The organism is Marivirga tractuosa (assembly GCF_042140215.1).
Classification (GTDB): Bacteria; Bacteroidota; Bacteroidia; order Cytophagales; family Cyclobacteriaceae; genus Marivirga; species Marivirga tractuosa_A.
The window spans coordinates 1,029,246-1,045,330 of sequence record NZ_CP159478.1 but is presented as its reverse complement, the minus strand read 5'-3'; the positions used below and the strand labels follow the sequence as shown (position 1 = coordinate 1,045,330).

The window sequence follows — 16,085 nt, the reverse complement described above, 5'->3', positions numbered from 1 at the left end:
AGAAACATGAGTTTAGAAATAAAAGTACCAGAAGTAGGCGAATCAATCACGGAAGTAACCATTGCCTCATGGTTAAAAAAAGATGGTGATTTTGTTGAACAAGATGAAATCATTGCAGAACTGGAATCAGATAAAGCAACTTTTGAATTGCCTGCTGAAATTTCCGGTGTATTGAAAATTAAGGCTCAAGAAGACGAAACTGTTGAAGTTGGCGCAGTCATTTGCGAGATAGATGAAGATGCCAAAGGCGGTGGATCCAAATCAGAAGAAAAATCTGAGGACAAAAAAGAAGATAATAAAGAAGAAAAAGCAGAACCCAAGGAGGAAAAGAAAGAAAGTTCTTCTTCAAGCAGTGAACCGAAAAAGACGGGTGAAGTGCATGAAATGGTAGTCCCTACCGTTGGTGAATCCATCACAGAAGTCACTATAAGTTCTTGGTTGAAATCAGATGGAGATTATGTAGAGTTAGATGAAGTAATTGCGGAAGTTGAATCTGACAAGGCCACTTTTGAATTACCTGCTGAAGCAAATGGATTTTTACAAATTGTTGCGCAAGAAGATGACACAATAGAAATTGGTGCTACTATCTGTAAAATTGAAGTGGCTGAAGGTGGGGCTCCAAGTGAATCTTCTTCAGAGAAAAGTTCTTCAGAAGGCGATTCTAGTTCTGAATCTCAGGATGATGGGAAAGAAACCTATGCAACGGGTCATGCTTCTCCTGCAGCAGCCAAGATATTGAAAGAAAAAGGAATTGACCCTTCCAATATAAAAGGAAGCGGGAAAGATGGTAGAATCACCAAAGAGGATGCTGAAAATGCAGAAAAGCAATCATCCAAACCAGAAACAAAAGAAAGTAAATCATCCGACTCAGGAATAGAGACGGAAAAATTACCTTCTCCAGATTCGAGTGGTAATCGTGAGCAGCGAAAAGAGAAAATGTCGAGCTTGCGTAAAACCGTTGCCCGCAGATTGGTAAGCGTGAAAAACGAAACGGCTATGCTGACCACTTTCAACGAAGTGGACATGAAGCCTATCATGGATTTACGTAAAAAATATAAAGAGCAATTTAAAGAGAAATATGAAGTTGGCTTAGGCTTTATGTCATTCTTTACAAAAGCTTGCACGATGGCATTGAAAGAATTTCCAGCTGTGAATGCTTCAATTGACGGAAATGAAATGGTTTATAGTGACTATGTAGATATGTCGATTGCCGTTTCTTCTCCTAAAGGTTTGGTGGTTCCTGTTATCAGAAATGCTGAAAAGCTTTCATTTAATGAGGTAGAATCAGAGGTGATAAGATTAGCCGTAAAAGCTAGAGATGGTAAATTAAGTATAGATGAAATGACAGGTGGAACTTTCACTATTACCAATGGTGGCATTTTTGGTTCTATGCTTTCAACACCAATCATCAATGCGCCACAATCAGCAATTTTAGGTATGCATAATATAGTAGAACGACCTGTAGCAATTAATGGTGAGGTACAAATTAGGCCGATCATGTATGTAGCCCTTAGCTATGACCACAGAATTATTGATGGTAAAGAATCTGTTAGCTTCTTGGTTAGGGTGAAAGAATTGTTGGAGGATCCGACTAGGCTACTTTTAGGTATTTAAATTTGGGTTTAGGTAATAGGTTTTAAGTTGTAGGTTGTATGTTGTGGTTTTAATTTTCAATATTTATTTTCTGCTAAAATCATTATATTAATTTTTCAATCAAATAAATATAATATGCAAGATTACAGAAAATTAAGAATTTGGAAATTATCCATGGAATTAACCCAGAATATTTATGAGTTAACACAAAAATTTCCACCTGAAGAAAAATATGGACTTACTTCACAAATAAGGAGATCATCGATATCAGTTCCTTCAAACATAGCAGAAGGAGCTGGTAGAAATGGCAGTAAAGAGTTTAATAATTTTTTAGGTATTGCTATGGGTTCACTTTTTGAACTAGACACTCAAGTTGAATTATCATATAACTTTCAATACATTCAAATTGATAGTTACAATAAAACTTTAAACAAAATTAACCAACTGAAGAAAATGATTTTTCATTTCCAGAAAAAACTTACAACTTAAAACTTGAAACATAAGACAATTAGAAATAAAATAATAAATCATTCTGTGAATTAAAGCAATTAAATTTGCAGAGTTAACTAGATAAAAAAATGAGCAAGTACGATGTTACAGTAATTGGTTCCGGTCCTGGTGGTTATGTAGCTGCTATCCGTTGTGCACAACTAGGGATGAAAACAGCCATTATTGAAAAATACGATACGCTTGGTGGAACTTGCCTTAATGTAGGCTGTATCCCGTCAAAAGCATTGTTGGATTCTTCTGAGCATTATCACAATGCAGAAACTACTTTTAAAGAGCATGGAATTAATCTTAGCAACTTAAAAGTGGATATCAAACAAATGATTAACCGCAAAGCAGACGTGGTGAAGCAGAATGTTGACGGCATTGCTTATCTAATGAAGAAAAATAAGATTGATGTTCACACTGGTGTTGGTTCTTTTAAGGACAAAAATACGGTTGTAGTCACTAAATCTGATGGTAAAAAAGAAGAGCTAAGTACTGACAAGGTAATTATTGCTACAGGTTCAAAACCGGTAGAGCTTCCATTTGCGAAATTTGATAAGAAAAGAGTGATCAGCAGCACCGAAGCCTTAGAATTAAAGGAAGTACCAAAGCATTTAATTTTGATTGGTGGTGGAGTTATAGGACTTGAATTAGGATCAGTTTATAAAAGAATTGGCTCTAAAGTAACGGTGATTGAATTTATGGACAGCCTTATCCCAACCATGGATAGCACTATGGGCAAGGAAATGAAAAAGAGCATGAAAAAGCTCGGCATGGACTTGAAGCTGAAGCATAAAGTGACCAAAGTTGAAAATAAAGGCAAAGAAGTGGAGGTTACCTTTGAAACTGATAAAGGCAAAGAAGAAACTATTAAAGGTGATTATTGCTTAGTAGCTGTTGGAAGAAAGCCCTATACTGAAGGTCTGAATTTAGAAGCTGCAGGACTTAAAGCTGATGATAAAGGAAGGATTTCTGTTGATGAAGATCTAAAAACTGAAGTTGATAATATTTATGCAATCGGAGATGTAGTGAGAGGTGCAATGCTAGCCCATAAAGCCGAGGAAGAAGGAGTTTTCGTTGCCGAGACCATGGCAGGTCAAAAACCTCACATCCATTACAAATTAATCCCGAATGTAGTGTACACTTGGCCAGAAGTGGCAGGAGTAGGCTATACTGAAGAAGAATTAAAAGATAAAGGAACTGAATACAAAACAGGTTCTTTTCCATACAAAGCGCTAGGTAGAGCCAGAGCAAGTGGCGATATGGAAGGATTGGTAAAAGTAATTGCTGATAAAAAGACAGATGAGATTTTAGGAATCCATATCATTGGTGCTAGAGCGGCTGATATGATAGCAGCTGGAGTTACTGCCATGGAATATCGTGCATCTGCTGAAGATGTTTCTCGTATGTCTCATGCGCATCCAACTTATATGGAAGCTGTGAAAGAAGCTTGTTTAGCGGCTACTGACAATAGGCCTATTCATATGTGATTAGAGTCTAAACTCTAAATACTAGACAATAAACTAAAACCCGAAAGATTGCTCTTTCGGGTTTCTTGTTTTAAAATCCAAATATTTTTAAGCCACCCCTTTCCCTGCTGGAAAAGCCCTGTAAGCATAGTATTGCATTAAAGCCTCCAAAGCTGCTTGAATAGCTTCATTTATAGGCAACATATCTTTTGCCAGCCTGAAGTCAATTTGCATCAACTTTTGGTAATAATCGGAAAATACAGGAACTGTAGATTTTGATTTCAGCATTTCTACAGCCTTCTCATAATTTTCAACTTGATTTTCCTTAATCAGTTTACAAGTAACCATACGAAGTTGACCATATTTATCTTTGCCTGCTCCATAGCCAAATAGCCTACAAATTAATCCTCTGTATTGATACTCTCCACAATGACCCTGATTTTGATCATCAACAGAAAGGGGTTGATAGACCATACAATTGAGCGATTGGTTTTCTTCCAACTTTTGCAGCATTTCATCTGCCTTTCCTTGGGAAAACCAGTGGAAGGCTAAAGGAAGAAATTCAAGTGGTGATGCCTCTATATTTGGTTTATTACAGCATTTTCCACACCCAGAAAAACAATAGATGCCAGATTCTTTTCTGAATTCAGTAATCTCATTATCAAGACGTTTGAATAATTTTTCTACCGCTAAAACTTTATGTTTGATTGTCATATTTAGGATGCAAATGTAGATTGAAAAACGATCATTCAATTCATTTTATCCGTAAATATTTTTAGTAAATAAAGAAATTAGTTTAAGCCACTTTTACTACACAATATTTATCAGAAAAGTATTTATTACTAATCTCTAAAATACGACTTGAGGTGATATTTCGTATACTATTAACGTAATCTTCAAAATAACTCAAATAATCAGCTCCTTCCGCAAGCTTAGATTTATAGTTTTCTGATTGGTGAAAAACTGTATCAAGACTGCTGGCTATTTTACCCAGCATATAGTTTTTTATAGTTTCAATTTCTCCTGCAGGTACAGGATTTGTTTTTAACTCCTCCATTTCCTTATAAACTTCGGAAACAGTATCTTCAACATGATCAATTTTCACATCTGCACCGATAATATGATAATCCAAATGCTTGTAGTTAATTAAAACAGAATAAATACCATAAGTATAACCTTTATCCTCCCTAATGTTTTTCATTAATCGAGAACCAAAATAGCCTCCCAATATTTCATTTGTTATGGATAAATCAAAATAATCAGGATGAGAACGAGCTATGGAGATTGCTCCCATTCTTATAGAGGCCTGAACAGATCCTTCTCGTTTAATTAAATCATCACTAATTATGGGAGATAATTGGCTTTTATAATCAGTTTCAATTTTAGAAAATTCAAGCATCCCCAAATGCTCCTCGAAGTAATCAAAAATATTATTATCAAAATCTCCAGCAACAATGAAATCAGGCTTTAAAGTGAAAAAATGATTAAAATAATTTTGAATGTCTTCTATTTTAATTTCATTAATATATTCCTCTTCTAATGTGCTGGAATAAGGAGTGCCATTAAGTAACTTTTTTCTTAAGTTTTTAGTAGCTATTAAGGCATTTTTCTGGTTATTAACTCTTATTTTCTGCAGTTGTTGAAGCTTAATTTTTTCAAAATCTTCATTATCAAATAAAGGTTCGGTAATGGCACTTTTCAATACTGGCAAGAGTGAATGTATATGCTCTTTGAGGCATAATAAGCTTACAGTTGTATAGTCGTAATCCACCGACACATCTAAATGTGCACCATAATGATCCAAAAGTTCCTGTAGCTCGCTTCCACGGTAGCTTTTAGTCCCCTCTACCATCACTTTCGCACAAATTAAAGATTGAGCTGGCTTCTCATCATGGACTTTTCCCGCTGGAAATAACACATCAATCTTCAATACTGGATTGGTTTCATCCTGAATTATATGAACAGACATTCCATTTGACAATTCCTTTATTTTTGGTTTTGTTAAGGACAAATCTTTTAACATAAAGGACTTTGGAGCTACTTGTCTATCGAGCATACTTAAGAAAATAATTTAATATGATAAGAAATTTTAGGGTCTAATTATTCTGCAACAGAAGCTTTAGCCATTCCTAAGCTTTCAAATTTAAAGACTGCAGTAAATCTAAGTGTTTCAGCTAAAGGATTGTTTTGTTTAGTAGGGATTAAATAAGAAAAATCTAACCCTAGTACCTGATATCGGAAGCCTAAGCCAGCTGTAAAATATTGGCGACCTCCTTTTGTCATATGTTCATAAAAATATCCTGTTCTAACTGCAAACACATTATTATACCAATACTCAACTCCTGAAGAAATCGTGATTTCTCTTATCTCCTCTTGAAAACCTCCTGGCGCATCCCCAAATGATCCGAACATACCTTCTAACAATGTTGCAGTAGTTGTGTCTTCTGCATTAGGAGTAGGGACCATTAATTTATTAAAATCAAGGGATACAGTTAATTTATTATAAGGATCTAAATTTGTAGTAAAAGCTGATCCTATTTTTAAATTAATGGGTAAAAATTGCTCATTATCATCTCCACTATAAGAAACTTTATTTGCAATATTCGCAATTTGCAAACCAGAAGAAAACTCAGAATCCTTTCCATTAAACAGCAAGTCTTTCGTATAAAAAACGCCTAAATCAACTCCAACAGCAGTTGCAGGACTAGGATTTGATTGGTTATTATTGGTATAGTTTCCAAATAAATTTGACCTTGCTATCTTACCCGTTAAAGAAGCACTTAAATTATCACTCAGTTTTCTAGAATAAGCAGCAGAAATTGAAAAATCTTTAGGAGAAAAATCAGTACCCGTATTTCCATCATCCGTAAAAAAGATATTTCCTAAATCGAAATATTTCATGGAAATCCCCACTACTTGCTCTTTATCTAATCTGTAATAACCACTTAAATATGATATTGACATATCAGTAACTCCTATACTCATCAGCCATGGTGAATATGAAATTGATGCACCTATTTCATTTTCTACAAATGCTAATCGTGCTGCATTCCATTGCATGGCATTGGCATCAGCTGATAGGGCTACCCCTACATCTCCCATACCTGCTGAACGTGAATCAGGAGATATTAAAAGGAAAGGCATAGCGGTAGTAATTACATTTCTTTCAGCATCTTGCCCTGAAACTGTAGTGGGTGGGCCAGTTATTTGCCCTATGGCCGCACTTGAAAAAAATGTTATAGCGGTAATAATTATTAATCTTGCTGCTCGCATTTTATCTTGGTTTACTTCAAATATACTCAATTGATTACAATTAGCTTTTTAAATTGGTTAGTTTTTGCATTATCTTCTACAGAACGAAGAAAAACCCGCACAAAATATATTCCAGGCGAAAGTTTTCTTCCATTTTTATCTTTTAGGTTCCATTTATCTTCTCGGAAGTCATCTGTTGTTTGATAGCTATGAGAATAAATGGTTTGACCTTGATTATTAAGTATATGATAATTTATTTCAACTTCTTCATTTTTTCTGTTTTGTCTCAATCTAAAATTCACTTCTTCACTTGTTGGGTTTGGAAACATACTGAAATCTAATATGGAAAGTTCTTCGTTCCCCACTACTTGAAATTCGATTGTTGATTTTGATTTATTATTGAAAACATCAAGCGCAGTAATCGTCAGATAGTGATTCCCTTCAGATAGATCAGAAATATTATAATTTATTGATCCTTCTTGGTAGGAATCAAGATTATAATAAAAGAAATCATTCAATTTAATAGCAACATTACCATCTATAGACACTGTGATCCCTGGGTTTACACTGCTATTGGATATGCTTATTCCATGCTCGTCAAATAAATCCACGATCAATTCAACATTGCTACCCGTCTTTCCGCCTGCTTTAAAATCGCGATCATTTAAAAATATATTAATATCTGGCCCAACATTATCCTGATTAGTCATAGGACTACTCCCTCCTACTGAGAAACTATCATTAAATCCACTAGCATCTTCTAAACTCTCCTCCTGATTTGCATAAAGACTGAATTTTCCTTTATCAATTCTATAATCTATTTCTTTTGGGACATAAAATGTGAAATCAAATTCTCCATCAATAATTGAAGAGTTTCCTCTATAAATAATTTTATCGTAGGTTAAAAAATCAAACTCATTTTCTGCAGGGTCAATGGTACTTCTTTCAGTTGGTTTATCATAAAACTCAGCAGTAAGTTCTCCTTTAAAACCATTAAGTTTTTGACCAGAAGGAGATTCCACAATACCACTAACAGTAATTTTTGACATACTATTAATTGTATCCGTAACACCCTCTTCATTCACTACTCCTTCTATTTTTAAATTATTATTAGGCTCTGCTAAAGTTACAGCAGGATCACCCAAGAGAATAAAATTTCTATTCTTAACTCCTACAATACCTGAGTTTTTGGTGTTTTTAATAATATCCCCTAATTTTTGAGGGTTTCCACCATCAGATTTAAACACATGTTCAAAAAATGAGCGATTAAGAGTAGCATTAGAGCTAGATTCAACTGGACGAGAAGTGGTTAGCAATGCGATGGCACCTCCATCCGGTTTTAATAGCATCTCTTGAGCACCCGAAATTACGTTTGGATTATCAAACCTTCCATATTCACAAGTTGCCGTCACAAAAAGCGGCAATCGATCCAAATTACTCCATTCATCGACCATGCTTTTACTCAAAATAGATTCGTTCGTCCAACTGTTTTCCGAACCATGGCCAATATAGTTCACGATTAATGCCCCTTTATCGACCATCTCATTTATTGCATCCCTCATTTTTGGAGATCGCTGAGAACTAGCAAAAATTTCTTGCTCAAAAGCGCCTAAATACAATTTATTGATATTATAAAACCCAAAATTATCAATCACATAATTACTTAATATCTCTGAGTCTCTATGAAATATATTGCCATCCTCATCATCAGCAATGAAATATAAATCATTCCTCCACTTATCAAAAACCTGTGGGCTACTTTCGTAATGAATAATCTTATGGACAGCATTTGAGGCTTCTATTCTTGATTTGGCAGGAATTCTACCTATCCCCACATCAATATCATCTATATTATCAAATCCCTCTTCCCATATCCCTTCAGACTCATCCATAAATCCATAAAAATCATCTGAAGCATAAGTTAAAACGGGATGTAATGAATTTCTGGATTGATAAACTGGCACAAAATTAGTGTTATTAGCTACTCTGTCTTTATAATCATAAGAAGCCCCCCCTAACATTAATACATATTTCAATTTATCGGGATTTTTATTATAAAAATACCTTATATAGTTTCGTATGGCAGATACATCTCTCCTGCCTGAGCCAAATTCATTGGCAATTTCACTTACGCTCGCTATTTTCACCTCATAGTTATTGTGCTCTCTCCTAAAATTAGCTAATTGATGAGCCTCTGAAACAAAATCATCAAAAGCTATTATCAAATAATCGGGCGTAGCACCAGATTTCAAATTTTGAGAACCAACTTCTCCTATGTAGGAAAGGTCATAGGCAGTTGACTCATCAAAAACTACAAATTTCCTTTCCCCTTCATCTTCTGATTGAGAAAAATTAAAAGTCTGATGTTGGAAATTTAATGTTTTATAATTCATCAAATCACTCACATCCCACACAAAATGAGACGAACTGAGCTCCTGAAAATATAATTGATAATTTCCTGCTTGTTGGAATTCCCTATTTCGTAAAACTATTTGCTCGTCATCATACTCAAGCTTTTGGGGGACATTCAGAAAAATATAATCCAGGTATCCATCAGACCGACCTGAACCCAGAGCTTCATGAGAGATTTGTACATTAAGTTCATTTCCTGACAATAATGAAGTGGATAAAGTTGAGTGATTTAAAATGATTTCACCTTTCTTCCTGTATGGGAATATGGTGAAATCTGAAACTGTTGGCATTTCTTCCGAAGCTAAATCAAAATCATTAAGACCAATATTTAGATTTGCGGCATTATAGGTTTGAGCCATGTATCGAGTTGTTGAAACAACTTCTTTACCTTCTACCAATTCATTAGATAATTGGAATGAAAAATCTTGTGTTTTATTCACACTGAAGGATTCTCCAAACCACTGCCTTCCTGATCGTAAAATGTTGGTTTTATCAACCTCATGAAAATAAACAGCATCAAACCAATCAATTATTTTATCTGCCTGGATTTCGCTTGAATTTAACGTTTCAATCTTATTTACTTCATCCGCATTAAAATCGATAAAAAAGAATAGATGATCACTGTAAAGATTATTACTATACTTATATATCCCGTCTTCAAAATCATAATTTATATTCTGAACTGCATCCGCATAAAAATAGATAAATTCTCCGGATTCAAAATTATCATTCGCATTTGCTTCTACCTTGACTGGAATTGCCTGTGGATCATAAGGATAGTCAATAGCATTTGATTGAGGAATATGCCCACCTGGCATTCCATAAACTTGAATTTTATTGGGATTAATTTCTTGAGCATTTAATCCAATTAATTCGATAAAAGCTAAATCAATTTTATACACTCCTTCAGTATCAGTAGCCACTTTTATAAGTCCGTCTTTTTCAAAAATAGATTGACTACAGAGGTGATGACAAGCAAAAATGGTCAATATAACACTTAGGAGGTACTTCATTAATATTTTAAATCACTGACCTAACAGCTTTTTAGTTAAATTAATTTCCCGAAAACAATGTAAACTTAATCATGGATAACAAAATATAAAGCAGGATAACGACAGGTATAGCAGAAAATTGAAATATACTAACTAAAATTATAGCCATTATAATAGTTAAGTATCTGAAAATATTTTCCTTAAAATTGAAGTTTTTAAACTTCAAAGCTATCATAGGTAGCTCAGCGACTAATAACAATGAAAAGACAACTGAAATGATGAGTAAAGCAGGCGTTGTAAATAAAAAAATGACCATTTCCATATCACTTAAGAAAAATAAAAATCCAATAAATAAAGCATTCGCAGGAGTTGGTAATCCTATGAATTCTTCTGATTGGCGAGTGTCAATATTAAATTTTGCCAGTCTAAAAGCTGAAAAAACAGCAATCAAAAAGGCAGAAAAGCTCAGAATACCTGCATCATTCATTTGTAAAAGCTGAAAAAGAATATAAGAGGGTAAAAACCCAAAAGTGACCATATCAGCTAAAGAATCTAATTGCTTACCGATTTCAGAGTGCACTTTTAATACTCTGGCCAGCATTCCATCTAAAAAATCAAATACCGCTGCCAAAACAATGCAAAAAGCCACTGATTCAAAATCGAATTGGCTTGCAAAATAAACTCCGACCGCACCCGTAAAAAGGTTAGCAGCAGTAATGATGTTTGGAATATTCTTTTTTATCATTCTAATTTATTTAATAGCGCAAAATGGATTTGTAGCTTTTTCTTTACCCAATGTAGTTTCTGGGCCATGTCCACAATAGACTTTCACATCATCATGATATTTAAAAAGCTTATTTTGAATGCTGCTGATTAAAGTATCATGATCGCCACCAGGAAGGTCGGTTCTTCCAATACTTCCATCAAATAAAACATCTCCACCTATAAAAACCCTTTCAGCTTCATTCATAAATCCGATATGCCCTGGAGCATGGCCAGGAAGAAATAAAACTTCAAATTCAATATCTCCAATTTTGTGTATATCGCCTTCTTTTATAAAATGATCAGGTTGAGTAGGCTGATAATTTGCAAACCCATAGGCAGCAGAATAAGTTGGGACAGCTTCTAAAATAGGCAAATCCTTTTCATGCATGTATAATTCCACCCCAAACTTATCTTTCACAAAAGCATTTCCCAAAACATGGTCAATATGACAATGAGTATTGATTAATTGCTCCACATTTAAGCCTTCCGCTTTAATGAAATTCACCAACTCATCCTGCTCATATCCTTCATAACATCCTGGATCAATAATTGCAGCATTTTTATTATCATCATAAACCACATAGGTGTTTTCCATAAATGGATTAAAAACAAATTGCTTTATGTTTATCATATCGTTAAAGTTTGATGCAAATTTGCTGAAATTAAAACTGTTTGCCTAAAATAAGGATTATTAAATATTGAAATTAGAAGTATATCATATTTATGAAAGTTGACTTTATAATCGTAGGACATGGCTTAGCTTCAGTAGCTGTGATTGAACACCTTAGAAAATATGATGCCTCATTCGTTGTTTTCTCAGATGAAAACCCTAATTCTAGTTCCAAGGTGGCAGCTGGATTATATAATCCTGTTACAGGTCGAAAAATGAAACAAACCTGGATGGCAGAGGAGCTTTTCCCATATCTAGAGAAATTTTATGGTGATTTAGAAGAATTGCTCCAATCTGATTTTTTACATAAAAAAGCTATCTACAGACCCTTTTTGTCATTAGAAGATCAAAATGATTGGATGGCAAAAGAACAAAAAAACAGCCCATTTATTGAAAAAACCTATACAGAATCTAAGTTTTCAGAATTCATTGATGATTCTTATGGCGGCATTCTACTTAAAACCAGCGGATTTTTAGATGTCAAAAAAATGCTTGATTCCCACAAGGAAAATCTAATAATAAATAGTCAAATTATACAGGAACCTCTAGACTATCAAAGGTTAGAAATCCAGCAAAATCAAGTTATTTACGATGAAATTAGAGGAAGAAATATTATTTTCTGTGATGGCCCTTTGAGTAATAATCCATTTTTTGATTGGCTTCCAACCGCTCCAGTAAAAGGTGAAATCCTTCACATTAAAACTGAAAAACCTTTACCTGAAGATATCATCTTTAATAGAGGAGTTTTTATAGTTAAAAATCCCCATCAAGATTTTTACAGAGTAGGCGCCACCTACGAATGGAAAAATTTGGACTATAAGCCAACAGAAAAAGCCAGAAAGCAACTGACAGATAAACTAGATGATTTACTCAAAACTGAGTATGAAATTATAGACCAAGTAGCAGGAATCAGACCGGCCTCAAAAGATAGACGACCACTCATTGGAAACCATCCTGAAATGAAGAACGTATTTACTTTCAATGGTTTGGGAACAAAAGGAGTTTCTTTAGCTCCATATTTTGCACGTCAATTTGTAGAATCTATAAATAATTTAAAAAAATTGAACGATGAAGTAAACATAAACCGTTATTATCCATTATATTCAAGTTAGTATGAAGTGGAATTTTTTAAAAAACACAATAATTTTTGTTGGCATAATCTTTCTGATTATGTCCAATACCTTATATGCCCAAAATAGTGAAGAAAATTTTGGTAAAAGTAGGATACAATACCGCTATTTTGAGTGGAAATACTATAGCACACCTCATTTTGATATTTATTACTACTACGGAGGACAAAAATTAGCTAAACAATTAGCAGAAAATATAGAAGAGGATTTTTTACGCATAACCGATATAATGGGATATGCACCTTACAATAAGACTAAAATCTTTCTTTTTAACAGTAATTTAGATTACAATCAAAGCAATGTAGGCCTAAATGAAGCACAATTTGACATTAGTGGCCAAACAAACTTTCTAAAAACGCATGTTGAATTAGCTTTCTCTGGTTCCTATCAAGATTTTAAAGAAGAATTAATTTATAAAGTATCTAAGCTTTATGTTAAGGATATGCTTTTCGGTGGCGGCTTAGTTTCAGAAGTGTTCCAGTCAAACTCTTTGTTTACCGTACCTGATTGGTTCATCAGTGGTGTTGCAGCATACATTGCTTATGGTTGGAGTGCTGAAATGGATGACTTCGTCCGAAACTTTTTAGTAGACAATAATGCTAAAAACATAGATAAATTAGAAGGTATCGAAGCCGAATTAGCTGGTCAGTCTATTTGGAATTTCATATCCGAAAAATACGGGAGAATTAATATTTCCAATACCTTAAATCTGACTCGAATCATTCGGAATGAAGAAAAAAGTATTACCAATACACTCGGGATTCCTTTTAAAGCTTTCTTAAATGAATACAGGTATTTCTATATCAATAATTTCTCTGATATGGAAACAGAGGAGCCTTCTAAGAAAAACCAGATTTCAAAACCTTGGCAAAATGGATTAGATTATACTTCTAAAATAAGCCCGAATGGTGATTTTCTGGCATATTCTATCAATAATAGAGGGAGATTTAAAGTTAAATTAAGAGAAATAAGCAGTGGAAATGAAAAAACAATTTTTAAAGGTGGTCAAAGAAGATTAGAAGAATTTGAAGATACTTTTGCCCCAGCTATGGATTGGGGTGATAGTGCAACATTAGGGATTGTAAGCTACGAGAGAGGAGTTAATTTCCTACATCTTTATAATCCATATACAAAAGAAATGCAAAAAAGAGATCTTAGAAGGTTTGATCAGGTAAACCAAATAGATATCTATCCGAATGGAAAAACTGCCGTAGTAAGTGCCAACATTAATGCTCAATCTGATTTATATTTAATAAGCACAGGAAGACCAAACATAAGAAGGCTTACCAATGATGTATTTGATGATCTGCATCCTGCCTTCATTCCAGAAACTAAGCGAATTGTCTTTTCTTCAAACAGAAATACAGACAGCATCTCAACTGAGTATAAATATAAAGATATAGCCAAGAATTTTAATCTTTTTGAACTTGATATCGACAAACCTGATCAGCTCAATCAATTAACTAAGGATTTTGGGCAGAGTTCTAAAGTTGTAATCCCAGATAGCACCACTATTTTTTATGTAAGTGATAAATCAGGAATATTTAATTTATACCGTTATGACCTCCAAAAGAAAACCTCTAAACAAATAACCTCCTATGGTACAGGAATCCGTAATTTTGATATTAGACCTGAATTAAATTTCTATTCAGTTGTACTAGATCAAAATGGAAATCAAAAGTTTTATTTTAGAAAAGACTTCTCAGGAAATGAAGCTAAATTCTTGCCATCTACATTAAGAAAGCAAGTGCAGTTAAGTAGAAAATTGAACACTGAAGGCCCACCAAAAAAACAGAAAAAATCTAGAAGTAATGAAGTTGAGATAAACAACCAGAACTTCAAACAGGATTCTTCTTTATCAAGTCTTCAGAAAAAATTGAATCAGGAGGATGAATCAACCGCAAAATTAGATGCAGATAATTTTGAATTTGAAGAACAGCAATTTGAAAATGAAAAGAAGGAAAGTTCTCTCCTTAAAAATTTAAGCAAACTTAGAAATACTGCCAGCTTAATGGGTCCCTTTGATTACGAACCTACCTTTACAACCAATAATGTAACAGCCTCCTGGAAAATAGATCCTTTAATTGGACTTTCTATGTATTCAAGATATCAAATGAATGATATTAGAGAGAATAATAAATTTTATGGAGGATTTGATGTTTCCTTGCAAGATTTTAAAAGCGGTTCCATATTTGGTGAATATCAATATTTGGAGCGATTAGTTGATTATAGTGTTAGATTTGAGAGGGAAGTTTATGCTACTAAATTAGATGATAGATTTACTGATCAAACATATGCCCTTAATAATTTTAGTTTTGGCGGTGCCTTTCCATTTTCCAACAATAGTAGGATTAGTGTAAAACCTCATATTATTTATCAGCAATATATTGAAAGCAGCTTCAATGTATTAACACAAAGTAATAATCTTGCAAAAAACCCCTTACAAAATGATTGGCTGTTTGGTGGGAAGATAGAATATATCTATGATAATTCGGAACCACTTGGCTTAAATATGAGACAAGGTTTAAGAGGTAAAATTGCTTTTGAGAACTATACTGGTGGTTTTAATGCAGGCGAATCATTCAGCAAGTTATATATTGACATTAGGAATTATCAAAAAGTATTTCGTGAGATCACCTTTGCAAGTAGACTTTATGCGGGAGGCTTCTTTGGTAAAAACTCTCCTTATTTTATGTTAGGAGGGGTTGATAATTGGGTTTTTAGAAGAATTAATGAACCCGCTCCTGGAACTGAAGTAACCCCTGAGGAAAATCCATTGGCTCTGAACTCTGCAGAAAGCCCTATATCTAATTCAAATATTCTTTTTCATGAATTTGTTACAGGATTAAGAGGTTTTCAATTAAATGAATTTAGTGGTAAAAATGTTGTGCTATTGAGTAATGAATTAAGATTCCCGCTTTTTAGAGTGCTAAGTAATAACTCCATGAGTTCGAATTTTGCTAGAAACTTTCAATTAATTGGTTTCTATGATATTGGTACCGCTTGGTTAGGAGGAAGTCCTTGGGATCAGGATAATAGTATTAATCGCCAAAATATAGAAACTGACAATTTTAAGGCTGTTATTAGAAATTATAAAAACCCTTGGCTATCTTCGCTTGGATTAGGCTTACGAACCACTTTATTGGGCTATTACATAAGGCTTGATTACGCTTACCCAATAGAAGATTATATAGTTCAAGATCCTAAATTGAGTTTAAGTATCGGATACGATTTTTAAACTATTCTTCCAAAAAAATAGATTGAGATGCAGCGCAAAAAACAGTTTTTGCGGATGCTTAAATACAGATAT

Annotated in this window: 11 protein-coding genes; 5 read left to right on the top strand and 6 right to left on the bottom strand. The window is 33.9% G+C overall.

All coding sequences use genetic code 11. From position 1 onward, the window contains the following. Nucleotides 1–6: 6 nt before the first annotated feature. From odhB to lpdA, 3 genes are all read left to right on the top strand, one after another. Nucleotides 7–1,614 carry a 2-oxoglutarate dehydrogenase complex dihydrolipoyllysine-residue succinyltransferase gene (gene odhB, locus ABWH96_RS04770; protein ID WP_375580354.1) on the top strand — a complete coding sequence of 536 codons (1,608 nt, stop codon included), beginning with the start codon at nt 7–9 and terminating at the stop codon, nt 1,612–1,614. A gap of 114 nt (nt 1,615–1,728) precedes the next feature. Beyond that, nucleotides 1,729–2,082 (top strand): four helix bundle protein, encoded by a 354-nt coding sequence (locus ABWH96_RS04765; protein ID WP_375580353.1) that lies wholly within the window; start codon nt 1,729–1,731, stop codon nt 2,080–2,082. Between the two features lie 89 nt (nt 2,083–2,171). Then, nucleotides 2,172–3,575 carry a dihydrolipoyl dehydrogenase gene (gene lpdA / locus ABWH96_RS04760; RefSeq protein WP_375580352.1) on the top strand — a complete coding sequence of 468 codons (1,404 nt, stop codon included), beginning with the start codon at nt 2,172–2,174 and terminating at the stop codon, nt 3,573–3,575. An 87-nt stretch (nt 3,576–3,662) separates the two neighbouring features. Here the strand turns inward: lpdA and ABWH96_RS04755 are convergent, their stop codons facing one another. The 6 genes from ABWH96_RS04755 to ABWH96_RS04730 all read right to left on the bottom strand — a co-directional run bounded on the left by ABWH96_RS04755 (nt 3,663) and on the right by ABWH96_RS04730 (nt 11,606). Then, nucleotides 3,663–4,268, bottom strand: a complete 606-nt coding sequence (locus ABWH96_RS04755) for a YkgJ family cysteine cluster protein (protein ID WP_375580351.1) — start codon at nt 4,266–4,268, stop codon at nt 3,663–3,665. Nucleotides 4,269–4,350: 82 nt separating this feature from the next. Continuing rightward, nucleotides 4,351–5,610: a M16 family metallopeptidase gene (locus ABWH96_RS04750; RefSeq protein WP_375580350.1), complete on the bottom strand. Its 1,260-nt coding sequence runs from the start codon at nt 5,608–5,610 to the stop codon at nt 4,351–4,353. Nucleotides 5,611–5,654: 44 nt separating this feature from the next. After that, nucleotides 5,655–6,857 (bottom strand): type IX secretion system outer membrane channel protein PorV, encoded by a 1,203-nt coding sequence (gene porV, locus ABWH96_RS04745; protein ID WP_375580349.1) that lies wholly within the window; start codon nt 6,855–6,857, stop codon nt 5,655–5,657. After that, nucleotides 6,854–10,231 carry a type IX secretion system sortase PorU gene (porU, locus tag ABWH96_RS04740; protein ID WP_375580348.1) on the bottom strand — a complete coding sequence of 1,126 codons (3,378 nt, stop codon included), beginning with the start codon at nt 10,229–10,231 and terminating at the stop codon, nt 6,854–6,856. Before porU ends, porV begins: the two co-directional genes overlap by 4 nt. Nucleotides 10,232–10,271: 40 nt before the next feature. After that, the gene (pssA, locus tag ABWH96_RS04735; RefSeq protein WP_375580347.1) at nt 10,272–10,955 is read right to left on the bottom strand and encodes a CDP-diacylglycerol--serine O-phosphatidyltransferase; all 684 of its coding nucleotides are present in this window, start codon (nt 10,953–10,955) and stop codon (nt 10,272–10,274) included. Between the two features lie 6 nt (nt 10,956–10,961). Then, on the bottom strand, nt 10,962–11,606 hold the full coding sequence (locus ABWH96_RS04730; protein ID WP_375580346.1) for an MBL fold metallo-hydrolase: 645 nt from the start codon (nt 11,604–11,606) through the stop codon (nt 10,962–10,964). Nucleotides 11,607–11,698: 92 nt separating this feature from the next. On the opposite strand from ABWH96_RS04730, the gene ABWH96_RS04725 reads away from it, so the two are divergent. Both ABWH96_RS04725 and ABWH96_RS04720 read left to right on the top strand, forming a co-directional pair. Continuing rightward, nucleotides 11,699–12,757: an NAD(P)/FAD-dependent oxidoreductase gene (locus tag ABWH96_RS04725; protein ID WP_375580345.1), complete on the top strand. Its 1,059-nt coding sequence runs from the start codon at nt 11,699–11,701 to the stop codon at nt 12,755–12,757. A 58-nt stretch (nt 12,758–12,815) separates the two neighbouring features. Next, on the top strand, nt 12,816–16,013 hold the full coding sequence (locus ABWH96_RS04720) for a hypothetical protein (RefSeq protein ID WP_375580344.1): 3,198 nt from the start codon (nt 12,816–12,818) through the stop codon (nt 16,011–16,013). Nucleotides 16,014–16,085 lie beyond the last annotated feature (72 nt).

Excerpts from the sequence above, each read along its gene's own strand:
- ABWH96_RS04750 (WP_375580350.1), bottom strand. The coding sequence starts at position 5,610 with ATGCTCGATAGACAAGTAGCTCCAAAGTCCTTTATGTTAAAAGATTTG.
- ABWH96_RS04720 (WP_375580344.1), top strand. The coding sequence starts at position 12,816 with ATGTCCAATACCTTATATGCCCAAAATAGTGAAGAAAATTTTGGTAAA.
- lpdA (WP_375580352.1), top strand. The coding sequence starts at position 2,172 with ATGAGCAAGTACGATGTTACAGTAATTGGTTCCGGTCCTGGTGGTTAT.
- ABWH96_RS04765 (WP_375580353.1), top strand. The coding sequence starts at position 1,729 with ATGCAAGATTACAGAAAATTAAGAATTTGGAAATTATCCATGGAATTA.
- odhB (WP_375580354.1), top strand. The coding sequence starts at position 7 with ATGAGTTTAGAAATAAAAGTACCAGAAGTAGGCGAATCAATCACGGAA.
- ABWH96_RS04725 (WP_375580345.1), top strand. The coding sequence starts at position 11,699 with ATGAAAGTTGACTTTATAATCGTAGGACATGGCTTAGCTTCAGTAGCT.
- pssA (WP_375580347.1), bottom strand. The coding sequence starts at position 10,955 with ATGATAAAAAAGAATATTCCAAACATCATTACTGCTGCTAACCTTTTT.
- ABWH96_RS04755 (WP_375580351.1), bottom strand. The coding sequence starts at position 4,268 with ATGACAATCAAACATAAAGTTTTAGCGGTAGAAAAATTATTCAAACGT.
- ABWH96_RS04730 (WP_375580346.1), bottom strand. The coding sequence starts at position 11,606 with ATGATAAACATAAAGCAATTTGTTTTTAATCCATTTATGGAAAACACC.
- porU (WP_375580348.1), bottom strand. The coding sequence starts at position 10,231 with ATGAAGTACCTCCTAAGTGTTATATTGACCATTTTTGCTTGTCATCAC.